Source organism: Butyrivibrio sp. AE3006 (assembly GCF_000424165.1).
GTDB lineage: Bacteria > Bacillota > Clostridia > Lachnospirales > Lachnospiraceae > Butyrivibrio.
In genome coordinates this window covers 341,090-355,643 of the sequence record NZ_AUJJ01000001.1, presented here as the reverse complement: position 1 = coordinate 355,643, position 14,554 = coordinate 341,090, and the positions used below count along the sequence as shown (strand labels likewise).

General features: G+C 41.4%; 11 protein-coding genes and 1 tRNA gene. 1 reads left to right on the top strand and 11 read right to left on the bottom strand.

Annotated features, from left to right (window positions below; genetic code table 11):
- Positions 1-35: 35 nt before the first annotated feature.
- From rsgA to G603_RS0101270, 11 genes are all read right to left on the bottom strand, one after another.
- Positions 36-938: a ribosome small subunit-dependent GTPase A gene (gene rsgA, locus G603_RS0101320; RefSeq protein WP_026669075.1), complete on the bottom strand. Its 903-nt coding sequence runs from the start codon at positions 936-938 to the stop codon at positions 36-38.
- Positions 938-2,959 carry a Stk1 family PASTA domain-containing Ser/Thr kinase gene (gene pknB / locus G603_RS0101315; protein WP_026669074.1) on the bottom strand — a complete coding sequence of 674 codons (2,022 nt, stop codon included), beginning with the start codon at positions 2,957-2,959 and terminating at the stop codon, positions 938-940. Before pknB ends, rsgA begins: the two co-directional genes overlap by 1 nt.
- Positions 2,956-3,699: a Stp1/IreP family PP2C-type Ser/Thr phosphatase gene (locus G603_RS0101310; RefSeq protein ID WP_026525453.1), complete on the bottom strand. Its 744-nt coding sequence runs from the start codon at positions 3,697-3,699 to the stop codon at positions 2,956-2,958. Before G603_RS0101310 ends, pknB begins: the two co-directional genes overlap by 4 nt.
- Positions 3,700-3,925: 226 nt before the next feature.
- Positions 3,926-3,999 (bottom strand) — tRNA-Met (locus G603_RS0101305).
- Between the two features lie 171 nt (positions 4,000-4,170).
- The gene (locus G603_RS0101300; protein ID WP_026525455.1) at positions 4,171-4,608 is read right to left on the bottom strand and encodes a DUF3592 domain-containing protein; all 438 of its coding nucleotides are present in this window, start codon (positions 4,606-4,608) and stop codon (positions 4,171-4,173) included.
- Between the two features lie 45 nt (positions 4,609-4,653).
- Positions 4,654-7,137, bottom strand: coding sequence for an InlB B-repeat-containing protein (locus G603_RS0101295; protein WP_026669073.1), 2,484 nt, complete (start codon positions 7,135-7,137; stop codon positions 4,654-4,656).
- Positions 7,138-7,300: 163 nt separating this feature from the next.
- Positions 7,301-9,070 carry an arginine--tRNA ligase gene (argS, locus tag G603_RS0101290; RefSeq protein WP_026669072.1) on the bottom strand — a complete coding sequence of 590 codons (1,770 nt, stop codon included), beginning with the start codon at positions 9,068-9,070 and terminating at the stop codon, positions 7,301-7,303.
- A 34-nt stretch (positions 9,071-9,104) separates the two neighbouring features.
- Positions 9,105-10,142 carry a M42 family metallopeptidase gene (locus tag G603_RS0101285; RefSeq protein WP_026669071.1) on the bottom strand — a complete coding sequence of 346 codons (1,038 nt, stop codon included), beginning with the start codon at positions 10,140-10,142 and terminating at the stop codon, positions 9,105-9,107.
- Positions 10,143-10,286: 144 nt separating this feature from the next.
- Positions 10,287-11,618 (bottom strand): MBOAT family O-acyltransferase, encoded by a 1,332-nt coding sequence (locus G603_RS18800; protein ID WP_196808027.1) that lies wholly within the window; start codon positions 11,616-11,618, stop codon positions 10,287-10,289.
- 95 nt (positions 11,619-11,713) lie between these two features.
- Entirely contained in the window at positions 11,714-13,228 is a 1,515-nt protein-coding gene (locus G603_RS0101275) for a hypothetical protein (protein WP_026669070.1), read from the bottom strand.
- A 19-nt stretch (positions 13,229-13,247) separates the two neighbouring features.
- Entirely contained in the window at positions 13,248-13,925 is a 678-nt protein-coding gene (locus tag G603_RS0101270) for an epoxyqueuosine reductase QueH (protein WP_026669069.1), read from the bottom strand.
- A 144-nt stretch (positions 13,926-14,069) separates the two neighbouring features.
- Here G603_RS0101270 and G603_RS0101260 point away from each other — a divergent pair, with 144 nt between their 5' ends.
- Entirely contained in the window at positions 14,070-14,537 is a 468-nt protein-coding gene (locus G603_RS0101260; protein WP_026525461.1) for a GNAT family N-acetyltransferase, read from the top strand.
- Positions 14,538-14,554 lie beyond the last annotated feature (17 nt).

The window sequence follows — 14,554 nt, the reverse complement described above, 5'->3', positions numbered from 1 at the left end:
CATCCTTTTCCCAAAAAAGCTTCAATATTCAAATATCATCTATAAACCGGCTTCTGATTCTTCAGCTCCTCGTAGATCATCCTGTAGTTATCATATCTGACTCTGGAGATCTCACCATTTTCCAAAGCGGTCTTCACTCCGCAATCAGGCTCAGCAATATGACTGCATCCGCCGAATCTGCAAAACGGTTCATAGGGCTCAAATTCAGGATAATACTGAGGAAGCTCTTCTGCTGTGATATCTTTTAATGCAAGAGATGTAAATCCAGGTGTATCCAGGATGTAGGTCTTTTCCTTATCATCGGAAAGTGCCGATACGAAAAACATCTCTGAATGCCTTGTGGTATTTCTTCCTCTTGCAATTTTCCTGCTAAGTTCTCCAGTCTCCATCTCAGCTTCAGGATGAAGCTTATTTAGAAGAGATGACTTGCCAACACCGCTGGGGCCTGCCACAACCGATGTTTTACCACGGAGCTTCTCGCAAAGCACATCCAGTCCAGCCCCTTCATGAACGCTTATGAAAATTACTTCATAGCCGCATTTTTCGTATGCATCCATAAGCTCCTGCTGTTCCTCTTTGGTGGCAATATCCTGCTTATTAAAACAGATAATTACAGGCAGATTATTGCGTCTCATCTGAATAAGGAACTTATCAAGTACATTATAGTTGGGATCCGGTTTTACTATTGCAAACAGAACAACCGCCTGGTCGACATTAGCGACCGGCGGTCTTATAAGCATGTTACGGCGAGGCAAAATCTCAGTGATATTGCCAATTCCACCTTCCTCATCAATTATCTCAATATTTACATCATCCCCAACGAGAGGCTTGATACCGTCTTTTCTGAAAATACCCTTCGCTTTGCATTCATATACGCGCTCGCTTCCGGTATTCACATAATAAAAGCCGGCTATTCCTTTTACAATTCTCCCCTGCATCAATTCTCCTGAGTAAATGTAACTGCTCTTGTTACTGTGTATTCCTGCGTTGTTCCCTCGATGATATTACCTTCAGCATCGGTAGTTGCGGGAGTAGACGCCAAATACTTAAATGTTATAACACCTGTAGGAGACGTAAGTCCTGTTCTGCTGACTCCTGCTATCGGGAAAGAAGCAGTCTCAGTATCAAGAAGAGATGTTCCATCAGCTGTTACGAAAGATACATGAACGCTGATACCGTCAGTGTAATTCTGACCTTCCGTAGGAGCTGCAATGTCTCCTGAAAAAGCGTATGTTGTAGGACTTGAAGGTCCCTTTGATTTTTCCATATTGATCTTGGTGCCCTTCTCAAGAGTTGCACCAACAGGCTGGCTCTGAGCTGTGATGGTATCAACAGGATACTGTTCGTTATTAACATCAACTATGGTGCCCTGCTCAAGTCCTGCTTCAGCAAGAGCAGCGATTGCTTCATCAACTGAAAGGCCAACAAGATTAGGCATAGCTACCTGATTGGACTCTACTGTCTCCTCAGACGAAGCCTGCTCTGATGAGTCGCTTGCCTCAGTACTTGCACTGTTGGAAGCAGCTGAATTGCTCTCTCCACCTGTGCTTACAGTAATTGTAACTGTTGAACCGCTCTCAGCGAACTCCCCTGCTTCAGGCGACTGTGAAATAACAGTATTCTTAGAAGCTGTGCTGGTCTCATCATCAACCTTGGCAACCTGGAAGCCTTTACTGTTAAGAATAGATACAGCCTGAGCATAAGACATATTGCCGCTTACCACGTCAGGAACTTCTATTCCGTCAACATCATCGCCCTCCTGATAATCACCTTCAAAAATTGTAACAGCGGGATTATCATCAGATCCGAATATACCAATTCCCTTTCCGACAAGGAAAATTACAATTATTCCAACAAGCACTGCTGCAACAATAGCAAGGCCAATGGTAATCTTCTCCATTCGGTTACCATAGGCTCCGGAACGTCTGTCATACTCGTCCTCGTCATCATCATAATCGCCATTGTCATAGCCTCTTGAAGAACCGCGTCTCTTCTGCTGCTCATACTCGCGCATTACATCAGCATTAAGTCGCATCTGCTCTGTATCGGACATTCCTCCAATACTCTTTTGCTCTGCTTCTGTAGCAACTCTGGTAGCGCTCTCTTCATCAGGATCTACGAGATTAACAAAATCATCATCCGGTGTAATAAGTGATCTCTTAAGGTCTGTAATAAGCTCTGCAGCGTTCTGATATCTTCTGTCAGGGCTTTTCTGACAGCACTTCATTACAATTTTCTCAACACTTATCGGTATATCTTCATTAAAAGTAACCGGTGTGGGAAGGTCCTCCTGAATATGCTTAATTGCTATCGCAACAGTGGTATCTCCGTTAAAAGGAAGACGTCCTGTAAGCATCTCAAAAAGAGTGATACCAAGTGAGTAAATATCACTTTTGGCATCTGAATAACCGCCTCTTGCCTGCTCAGGTGATGTGTAATGAACAGATCCCATAACGTTGGAAGTGATGGTGTTACTGGTGGCAGCCTTGGCAATACCAAAGTCTGTAACCTTAACCTTACCTTCCTTGGAAATGATGATGTTTTGAGGCTTGATATCACGATGGATTATGTGATTATTATGTGCAGCCTCAAGTCCCATAGCTACCTGTATGGCAATGCTGACAGCTTCCTTAACCGTAAGTCTTGATTTTTTCTCGATATATCTCTTGAGAGTGATGCCGTCAACAAGCTCCATTACTATGTAATGGATACCATTCTCATCACCTACATCATAGACATTAACAATATTGGGATGCATAAGGCCTGCTGCGGCCTGGGCTTCAACGCGGAATTTGGATACGAAATTATCGTTCTCCGAAAACTCCTGCTTCAGAACCTTAACAGCAACCGGTCTGTTCAATTTATGATCTTTTGCTCTATAAACATCGGACATGCCACCGGTTCCTATTTTCTCAAGGATCTCGTAGCGATCTCCGATCATCATTCCTATTTTTATCATTCAGCTCCTCCGTCAGCAAATGGTTCTATCAAGATAACGGCAATGTTGTCTTTACCGCCATGCTGGTTAGCCATATCAACCAACTTCTGTGCCTTCTCTATTATGTCTCTCTGCCCACTGACTATCATGCGAATCTCCTCGTCCTCGAGCATATTTGTAAGCCCATCAGAACACATGAGCACAATATCCCCCTTCTCGAGTTCGACATTAAAGAAATCCACATCAACACTATCATCCGCACCGATAGCACGGGTAATGATGTTCTTCTCAGAATGAGATCTGGCCTCATCCGGATCGAGTCCGCCGGCACGCACCATCTCCTGAACCAGTGAATGATCTCTGGTTATCTGTCTGATACTCTCTCCGATAACATAGAGTCTGGAATCACCTACATTAGCAACCTGTAAATACCTACCCATAACAGTGGCTGCTACAACTGTAGTCCCCATTCCGTAAAGATGCTCATCTTCAGCTGCTTTGATTCTGAGCTTCTGATTTGCCTTCTTGATTGCATTTTCCAAAATACGTACTGGGTTCTGTTCAAGAGACCTTTCAATCTCCTCTACCATGGTATTTACCGTATATTTAGATGCGTAATCCCCGGCGTTGTGTCCACCCATTCCATCCGCAACAATAAATACGTTAGAGAGATTGCCGATTCGTCTCTCGGAGGTAAACACGTAGTCTTGATTAAGTTTTCGTTTCTGACCTACGTCAGTTATTGAAAATGTTTTTAGCAAGGATGCCTCCGATAAATATTTTTTTGGCATATATGTTGGTAAGATTTCGTCAAAAATCAATCTATGCCAATTAAAAAATATACCACAAATATCAATATATTACAAATTTTCTTCGCTCCGGTCGTTGCTAAACCCTCGCCCCCGCGTTCGCGGGGGCTCAAGATCAAATCCCATTTTCGGTATTAAAAAATACGAGGTAGAATAAATTCTACCTCGTATTTTTTAATAGCGAGAGGGGGATTCGAACCCTCGACACCGCGGGTATGAACCGCGTGCTCTAGCCAACTGAGCTATCTCGCCATATTCAGTTCTGTCGGCTTCTCTCGTCGACCGACTAGGCTAGTATATATCTATAAGCACTATGTTGTCAACAAGAAATTTTAAAATTTTTTATTTTATTTTTTTCAGGTCGTTACTGCTCACACCCTACGGTGTGAACAGTAACTTCACGCCTCATAAGAGGCGTGAAAATCAAAGTGCAACGATTGCACAACCGATTAAAAGTAGTACTACAGCTATAATAAGCATTACTACTCCGCCTGCTTTTGTACCTACTTCTCCTGCGAAGAATTCATCTGCATGTGCATCGGAAGGTTCATCGGGATTGTAGGATACATCCACTTCTTCGCCGACCTCTTTGGATGTCATGGAAATAATTTTCTTAAGCTCATAGTCTGTACCGCCAACGTTATAGGTAACATCAAGCCTGTAGGTCTTTGTCTCATGATAGCCCAGGCCACTCTTTTTCTTGTGCTTTAGGATTTTAACATCAACGTTCGAAATTTTGCCCCTGGTCTTTCCTGTTCTGCGACTGATCTGAACTCGACTCTTGGGAAGCTTAATTACAAATGTGTACAGTGCAATACAAAGAAATACGATGCCTAAAATAATGAATGCTGCTCCTGTCATAATGAATCCTCCTTTTCAAACTCTTCACTTTGCCTTTTGTAACAGTCATTTCCCTCTTATCTTAACAGATTTAGCCAGACCTGCCTTTTGTATAAGCTTCTTTGTCTTTTTGAAATTCTTCTTATTTGCTTTTATTGTGATAACGGCTTTTTTATTTGTGCTCTTGAAAGCATTTTTACCAACCTCTGTAAGTGTACCCTTTATCGAATAGGTTTTTAGATTTTTTGTGCTCTTAAAGGTATTTGATCCAATGCTTGTGACATACTTGCCAAGGGTCATGGATGTAATTTTCTTATTTGACTTGAAAACACCATCACCTATTGAAACCACTCTGTAGGTTATGCCCTTTGCTTTTATGGTATTAGGAACCACGACCTTTTTCTTCTTGCCCTTGTAAGAGATCAGAGACACCTTATTTGAAGACAATGTTTCGAAGGTCATGTTCTCAACAGTGTCGCCGTTTTTATCTACCGAAATCACAGAAATAAGTAGGGCTCCGCTTGGGCTCTTACTGGTCTCTGTGATGGTCTCTGAGCCGTCGCCATTCTTCTGACTCTCAGAATTACCTCCGCCGTTATCCTGGCTGCCGGGATTATTGCCTGATGTAGCATTTCCGAGGGTATAATCAACTACTGCAACCGCGCCTTTTACGGTGAGCTTAGCTCTGTATTTGCCATCAGCGATAGGCGGAGCAAAAATCTCAGGATAAGAGGTACCATCTCGACCAATGTAGGTAACATTTCCATCCCAAATAGAAAGTCCTGTCACAGCATTAAAATCATTAACTCCTACAAGCTTTGCGTTGGCACTTCCTGCCATACCAGGAGTCGCAATGTCCGGAGGTTCAATACTCATCTTTACCTGATAGTTTTTATTTGCCAGCGTACAGTTTGTGTGATTTGTGCATGTAGCGATAATTGTGTTTCCACTCGCAGAATACGAAAAGCTATGATGATGCTTCTCCCATTTTGCATATAGTGTTATATCTTCGCCCAATGCGTTGGCGAAATTCCACTTATTCCCATATCTGTCGTACCAACCCGTGAAATTATAGTTAGTCTTGGTTGGATTTGCAGGTGCCGTCACCTTCTCACCTGTATAGATAGTTTGGGAAGGAACTGCGGTCCCGCCATCACTGTTAAAGGTAACTGTATGAATCTCATAATTAAGTGCTATTACAGCTTCACTACCTCGCATTCCAATTGCATAGCTGCTATTATCTGCAATAAAGTTGGTAGATGTACCTCTTCCACTTAATCCGCTTGTTATGACAACAGGATTAAAGGATGTGGGTGTAGTCTGTGTAGTTACACCTATTTTTGCACCACTCTTAAGCGCACTTGTAACGATTATCTTCTTATCACTTCCCAATAGTACATTGCATTTAGAATTGGATGAGGATGAAGGGTTGTTTTCAATTACAGCTGAGCCGCCTATCCTGAGTGCAGTGTTATTATTAGTAGGTGTGACATATATACCTCGCTGTTGGCATTCGCTAATACTTCCTCCTGTCATGGTCATGGTTCCGCCAGCCAGGTATACTCCGCCGTTACATCTACAAATGGTACCGCCTGTCATATTGAAATTACCTGTTACAACAACTATTCCGCCCGAGGATCCCAGCAGCACATTGGAATCATGAATTGATCCACCTGACATGTTAAAGGTTCCACCTGCGACTTTAACGGCACACATAGCACCGGTTGTATTGTTTTTAATTTCTCCCTTTGTAAAATTAACCGTTCCTGCTGAATTGATCCCAAAATCACAATTGGAGATAACAGTGCCATTCACATTAAGTGTCCCTCCTGCATACACATGGACTCCGGAGCTTTTCTCAGTATCATGATTCATCATGATATTAGTCACACTTCCCCCATTAAGATTCGCCACTCCTCCGCTTTGAACCTTTATGCCATAACATGTACTTTGTGAAATTGTCCCGCCATTCATATTAAAGGTGCCATAGACATCAACTCCGGCATGGTAGCCGCTTCTTTCTGTATTATGACAATTAATAGTACTTTCATTGGTCATAGTACATGTACCGGAGCCTTCTATTTTTATCCCTCTGTCAGGTGCATTAAGAATTTTCAGGTTCTTTGCATTTAGCTTTCCTCTAACGCAAATTACCTGGTTTACAAGGTTAGGGTTAAATTCACAATTGATATCATTGTAATTTATTGAAAGGTCATTGATAGTTACATTTGCTGCAGTATCTACAAGAATAGAATTCCTAAAATAGCTGCTATTATATCCTGAAGGCAAAGATTCCCAACTTTCTTTATCTACAGCACTCATCATCTTACAGTTCCCATTAATTGTGACATTACCGGACTTAATGATAAGCGTAGCCTTCTGATCAAAACTCCCCGTAATATTTATGGTGCAGTCCTGATCTACTATCATTGTGCTCTGACCATCAAAGGTTTTGGTAAGAGCCTTGGCAGAAATTCCGGGCATCAAAAATATTCCCACAATAATGGAAAGCGCTATAAAAATATTTAAATGGATTTTCCTATCACCCATAATCCCATCTCCGATAGCTGCTGCGAAAATGTCCATAAAAAGCAGAAGCCGATATATTTTTGACAGGCATATAAAAATGAATATACCTATCAAAAAATATATCGGCTTAAATAACTGAAATCATTATGTTTTTGCTTAAAAGTACCTCACCAAGTGTCTGGGGTTACATTCTATCGGGAGCGCTGAAGCCAAGAAGATCAATTCCTGTCTCCAGTACTTTAAGTGTTACGTTAAGAAGTGCGATATAACCGCTCTTCTTTTCCTCATCGGGTTCTGTGAGGATCTTAGTTGAGTGATAGAAGCTGTTAAGTGCATTTGACAGCTCATAAATATATGCGCAGATTCTGTTAGGCATAAGGTCTCTTGCAGCACTCTCTACTGCATCTGCAAATCTTGTAAGAAGAAGCATAAGATTCTTCTCATCTGCGGACTCCGCGTTTCTAAGAAGAGCAGCCTTAACATCTCCGCCTTTCTTCTCATACTTAGCAAGGATGGACTTGATACGCACCATTGTGTAAAGGATGTACGGACCTGTGTCTCCCTCGAAGGAAGTGAATTTATCAATATCGAAAATATAATCCTTTGAAGGCTGGTTGGACAGATCACCATACTTGATGGCAGCAAGTGCAACCTTGTGGGCTGTATCCTTTGCCTCGTTGTCATCGATGTCCTGATTGCCTTCTTTGATACGGCTGTACATCTGCTCATCAATCTCAGCAATAAGCTTCTCAAGACGCATTACACCGCCCTCTCTTGTCTTGAAGGGCTTACCGTCCTTGCCGTTCATGGTACCAAAGCCTACGAAATGAAGCTCTGTCTCGGGAAGAACCAGCTTGGTCTTTCTCGCACAGCGGAATACCTGTGTGAAGTAAAGCTCCTGTCTCTTATCTACAACATAGATGAGACCGTCGGGCTTAAACTCTTCCATACGCTGCTGAATAGTAGCAAGGTCTGTTGTATTGTAAAGAGATGCTCCGTCTGACTTAAGGATCATGCAGGGCGGAATCTCCTTGGTATCTGTCTCCTCTGCAACATCAACAACAAGTGCACCCTGACTCTCATGAGCATAGCCGTGCTGTTTCATGTAATCAACCATTCCGGGGATTACTTCATGAACATCTGACTCGCCTCTCCAAAGATCGAAGTTTACATTAAGATTCTTATAGTTCTTCTTAAGGTCATTAACTGACACATTCATGATGTGGTGCCACAAAGCGCGGTAACCCTTATCGCCATCCTGAAGGAGCTTTGTAGCTTCCATGGCCTCAGCCTTAAATGCCTCATCCTCTTTAGACTTAGCACTTGCTGCGGGATAAATCTCTTCAAGCTCACTGATAGTAAAGGGAGCTTCCTTGGGGAACTGTCCCTTGTGATCTTTATCAAAATAAGGAAGATCCGGCTGACGGTGCTTAAGCTCTGTGATGATAAGTCCCATCTGAAGACCCCAGTCACCAAGATGAATATCGCCGGTAATCTTATATCCAGCATACTTAAGAATTCTCTTAATACTCTCACCTATAACTGCTGAGCGAAGATGTCCTACATGAAGAGGCTTTGCAACGTTAGGTCCGCCATAGTCGATCATAAACTCAGGCGCATGAAGGGGTGTTGCAACACCGAAATGATGCTCGTGAAGCATCTTTACAATATAACCTCTTACAAAATCCTCGCTGACTTTGAGATTGAGGAATCCGGGTTTTACAGATTCTACTGATGAAAAGATCTCGCTGCCTTCAAGCTTAGCAGCAACATCATCAGCTATCATAAACGGTGCCTTACCATATTTTTTTGCACCGGCCATAGCGCCGTTACACTGGTATTCGCAAAGATCAGGTCTGTTTGAAAGAGTAACCTTTCCAAGCTCTGCATCATAGCCTGCTGCCTCAAATGCAGCTGACACCTCTTTTGAAATTAACTCTAAAATTTTCTCCAATTAATTATCCTCCTATTTACCTCAAACATTTATATCACTTTGCAACATACTCTGCAAGGAGCTTATAGGTGTTCTTAATTCCATCGATATGAGTTCTCTCATAGCCGTGGCTTGCTCTGGTGCCGGGTCCGATAGCGCCATGTCTTACATCAAAGCCTGCAACCAGTGCGGGATCTGCATCTGTTCCATAGTGAGGAGTGAAAATATCAGCCACATAATCAGCACCAGATTTTTCTCCTGCTGCCTCAAGCTCTCTTATCATATCAACATTGTAAGGGAAGCGGCTGTCCATGCAGAAAACAGAAACCTTGTGCTCTGAGCTTGTCTGCTCAGGTCCGATACATGCGATATCAAGCGCAAGGAAATCCTTTACATCCTCAGGAATAAATGATCCGCCATGGCCAATCTCTTCATAGAAAGAAATGTAAATATAAACCTTACGGTTAAGCTCAATCTTACCTTCCTTAACATCATGAAGAAGCTCCATAAGAATAGCAAGCAGTGCCTTATCGTCTATAAAGTGTGACTTGATATAACCGTTTGCGTATGTGAATCTGGGCTCAACAGCAACGTAGTCACCGATTTCTATTCCAAGCTTTCTTACATCATCTGCGCTCTTTACATCCTCATCGAGAACTACAAATGAGTTGCAGTCAAAAGAAGGAACTTCCTTATTAAGCTCATCCTCTGTAACATGAACCGATGCATTTTTTCTCTGAACGCAGCCTGTGATAACCTTGCCGCTTCTGGTGTGAATCCGTACATTCTCACGCTCTGTATGATATGCGTAAAGACCACCCACCTTGTAAACCTTGATGGTGCCATCCTCATTTATATGGCGAACCATCATTCCAATGGTATCGCCGTGGGCTGTGATAAGGAGAGGATTCCCCTCGCCCCCGATCTCAGCGATTATACCACCTTTATTTAAGGTAGAAGTTTTAAATCCAAGTTCTTCTATTTCTTTTACAAGATAATCCTGAAGCTCGTGATACTGACCTGTCACAGAATCTATTGACAGTTCTTTTTCAAGCTCATCAAGAAAACGTTTCTCATTAAGTTCGTAGCTCATTTCAAACACCTCACAATTATATTAAAGACAAGTCTGATTATAACACAAAGAAATTCCTAAAATACAGAACAGACAAACTAAAATCGAATAACGAGCATAATTATGGAGCCATCAGATTACTGATGGCTCCGTTTTTTATTCAATTCAAAATGACATATAGTAAAAGGCGCTTGGATCGACCGCATCTCCATATACACCAAATACCATGGCATAGAAAAGAATAGCCAGTGTAAAAACAACTCTGAATGCTCTGCCCTGCTCATTTAGCCACTGATCCACGCGAAGGTCTCTCTTTGCAGTTACATAATCCATACCAAATAAAATCGGAAGTGCCAGCATGAGTATCACTAACTCCTGCATATCAAGTCCCAGCGAAAACAGCTTATCCATATCAGACAGTATCCAGAAATCAGGCACTGTAAACATCTGCTTAATGTATAAAAAAGCTGCTGTTGCTGTATCTGCTCTAAAGAAAATCCATGCAAAATCCACCAGAATAAAAGTCGAGGCCGCCCGAAGGAATCTGCTTCCAAAAGGTAATTCGTTTGAATTCTTTTTAAGAAGTCCATGATCTCTAAGTAAATTCTCTACAATAACATAAATGCCATGAAGCCCTCCCCAGATCAGAAATGAAATGCCATTACCATGCCAGATACCGCTGACAATAAATGTAAGAAACAGATTTAAACACTTTCTGATTTTTCCTTTTCTGTTTCCTCCAAGAGAAATATATACATAGTCTCTTAGCCATGAGCTTAGGGAAATATGCCACTTCCTCCAAAACTCTGAGACAGAGACTGAAAGATATGGTGCTTTAAAGTTATTAATTATCTCGATTCCAAAAAGTCCTGCGACGCCAAGGGCAATATGTGAATATCCCATAAAGTCGCAGTAGAGCTGGAATCCGAAGCTGGCCGCTCCTATAATAAGAGCCACCGTTCCGAATCTGTAATACTCAGAAAAAATAAGATCCGTCACCTTCAAAAGTCTGTCTGCAATTACCAGCTTTACAAACATTCCATATATTATGACTATGGCGTAGTCACAGATTCTGCTGGGATCAAACAGTTCGCTCCTACCCATCTTATCAAGCTTTTTAAACTGCGGAATAAGGTTACCACCCCGCTCTATAGGACCTGATGTAAGTGTAGGGAAAAAGCACAGATACAAAAGCACGTAGATAGGATTTTTCTCAGCCTCTGTTTTTCCTCTATAGATATCAGTAAGATAGGACACAGCTTCCAAAACAAAGAAGGAAATTCCTATTGGTGCAAAGCCCTTAAGCCCTGTGAACTTAAAGGATAAAAGCATTCCTACCAATATGATTATGGATATTCCAAAAATTATTTTTCCTGATGTATCTGCTCTTTTCCTATCAAGTACCCTTGAAATCAGATAGGTAAAAATCGCCACCAAAGGCAGTACAAAAAGAACCTTAGTGCCGCTACAACAGTAAATGCCGAAACTTACAAGCAAAAGAAACGGACTCCTAAATCCCGATGGCATAATAAATATTAGAATTATTACAGCAATAATAAGCGGATATAAAACCGCATACGGAATAAGCATCATTATTCTCCAAGTGTATCGTAATTTATTTTATCTCTGAAAAGCTCTGTATTACTAAGATAGACATCTATACCAACTGCATCTGTCACATCATCAAGCTCATCATCATAGACCATAACGTTAAGCCCGTTTACAGCCTTTATATAGTTATCACCCCATAAATAGATACCGTCATTGTCATTCTCTGTAGGTGCGCTATCTGCAAATTCATCATTGCCTTTGTGCCTGTTTACGGAAAGACCGGCATTTTCAAATTTATGGGTAAAAGCATATACAGTTTCATCACCGGAATTATATAGAACTTTTCCGTGATCAAGTATCAGCGTCCCGCCCTTTTCATAGAACTCATCATAGTCCCCGAATTTATCAAGGATTCCTTTTATCAGAGCTTCATCTCCTGCTTTGTAATTACCTGAAAGAGTAAAAACTATAACAAAATCTTCCACATTACCTGCTACCGCATTGGACCATTCGGAAATGTCATTTGACAGGTCAAAACTCTGCTTTAGGAAATGCTTACTATATGCCAGAAGGTCCTTATCCCAGTTTTCGTAAGCAGGGTCTCCTCTGTGATTTCCCACATCATAGCTTTCCAAAAGGTACTGCCCGATATAATTCGTGATCTTTTCTGCGCCGTAGTAGTTGCAATGATTTAAATCCCTACTCTGATCTGTCTGCGGATCAAAACCGATCTCATCAAGCATGTAATCAAAATCAAGGAACGGCACTCCGTTTTCTTTTGCTATATCGCCAACGGTATTTTGCTGCGCCATTGAAATCTCAGGTGCAGGATATGGTGTATGGAAAAGAACAAGCTGAATCTTCTCTTTTTTACAGAGCTTAATAAGCTTATTTAGATATTTTTCTCCCACGTCACTAAGCTTCTCTCTTCTGTCTGTGGTGACAATAGAAATTTCTTCGTCGGGAGTGGAATACAGCGGCTCAAGATCCGTATTCACATAGGGCATGCTGATAATAAAATCATCCTTACTTAAGTCCTTATATCTCTCATGTTCCAAAGGCCATTTTAAAACAAGCTGCGCACCTTCTGTTTTTATGGGCAGCTTAAAATCTCTGATCTGACTAAGTGCCAGGTCAAGGTAATTTAGTGAAAATCTAACAGATGAATCATTGATGGTACTTCCAGCATATTCCGTATCAGGTTCAGAAATACTGTCATCCGGAATAAATGCAGTCTCAACCATAATGACCTTTGGCTTTTGATATTTCAGAAATTCTTTTATGGTAAAGTACATGATATCAACGGGCTGAGAATTGCCTGCAATTGTATAGGCAGCTATTCCGTAATCCTCCCACAGATTACGACCAAGAAGCTGACCTGCGTGACTGCTTCCTGCAAACAGCACCTCAGTATTTTTAGCATAGCCCTCGTAGACACTGTATAGTCTGGGCTCCCCCGGCGTTCCCTTAACAGTTAGAGCATTGAGGAGTCCCGTGGAAATGACCGCAAAAATAAGAAGGAATGCGATCAGTTCCAATAACCTCTTCCTTTTCATACCTATCTCCCAAAAACAATTAGTCTTTCTTTTCTGCAAGTCGCTGCAATCTTGAAAACTCGCAGCCGCAAAAATCCTGCCTGTATAAGTCAAACTTATGAGACAGTTCTATGGATCTTTTATATCCTTCTTTTTTCTTAAAATCAGATGGCAAAAAATGTGTATTATATTTCTGCGCCATCTCATTACCGATTCTGTTTAGCCTGTCGGCATCCTTAAGAGGCGATATTGTAAGTGTTGTTGTAAAAAAATCAAACCCCTTATCCGCTGCTACTTTGGCACTTTCTTCAAGTCTAAGCTCAAAGCATTTGGTACAACGATCTCCGCCTTCGGGGCAGCTCTCTAAGCCTTTAACAGCATCAAGGAAATCCTTTACCACATAATCGCCTTCAATAATATCAATCTTCCTTGCGGAAGCATCGGAATTCATACCCTCAAAATTCCCTGTTTCCACCTGCCTGTTATACTCAGCAATAAGGCGCTTCTCCTCCTCTACACGCTTTCTGTATTCAGGCTCATTCATGATATTGGGATTATAGTAAAATACCGTAATATCAAAAAACTGCCTGAGATACTCAAGACAATAGGACGAGCAGGGTGCACAGCAGGCATGCAAAAGAAGACTCGGTATCCTGCCATCTTTTTGAAATTCATCTATTTTCTTTTCAAGCTCTTTAGCGTAATTTACTTTATTCATTCTCTTTTTTCATATATACTCATAATAATGATTTTTAAGTTTCCATACAAAATTACTATATCACAAACCACTAAATCTTGCTTTGATTCTTTGAAAATCACAAGATTGTGTGTACCAAAAACATTACTTTCGGGAGAGTTTGCCATGAATTTCAGAAAAGCCACAGAAAAAGACATACCTCAGATGCATGAATTACTAAGACAGGTCAATTTGGTTCATCACATCGGAAGACCTGATCTTTTCAAAAAGGCCAATAAATATAATGATGATGAGCTTAAAGAGATTCTTAAGGATGATACAAGACCAATTTTTGCGGCAACAGATGATAACGACGTAATGCTGGGCTATGCCTTCTGCGTCCACCAGCAGCATATAAACGATCAGCTCCTTACGGATGTCAAGACGCTGTATATCGATGATCTGTGTGTTGATGAAAATGCCAGAGGTCAGCACGTAGGAAAAAGCCTATACGAATATGTCCTTTCCTGGGCAAAAGAAAATGGCTATTACAACGTAACCTTAAATGTGTGGAACTGCAATGAGAGTGCAATGAAATTTTATGAAGCACTTGGCATGAAGCCCTACAAGGTAGGAATGGAACAGATACTTTAAGAAAATGGAGCAGACTC

Coding starts and splice junctions, on each gene's coding strand:
- G603_RS0101300 (WP_026525455.1), bottom strand. CDS start 4,608: ATGACAGGAGCAGCATTCATTATTTTAGGCATCGTATTTCTTTGTATT.
- G603_RS0101285 (WP_026669071.1), bottom strand. CDS start 10,142: ATGAGCTACGAACTTAATGAGAAACGTTTTCTTGATGAGCTTGAAAAA.
- G603_RS0101270 (WP_026669069.1), bottom strand. CDS start 13,925: ATGAATAAAGTAAATTACGCTAAAGAGCTTGAAAAGAAAATAGATGAA.
- G603_RS0101295 (WP_026669073.1), bottom strand. CDS start 7,137: ATGGGTGATAGGAAAATCCATTTAAATATTTTTATAGCGCTTTCCATT.
- G603_RS0101275 (WP_026669070.1), bottom strand. CDS start 13,228: ATGAAAAGGAAGAGGTTATTGGAACTGATCGCATTCCTTCTTATTTTT.
- pknB (WP_026669074.1), bottom strand. CDS start 2,959: ATGATAAAAATAGGAATGATGATCGGAGATCGCTACGAGATCCTTGAG.
- G603_RS0101260 (WP_026525461.1), top strand. CDS start 14,070: ATGAATTTCAGAAAAGCCACAGAAAAAGACATACCTCAGATGCATGAA.
- rsgA (WP_026669075.1), bottom strand. CDS start 938: ATGCAGGGGAGAATTGTAAAAGGAATAGCCGGCTTTTATTATGTGAAT.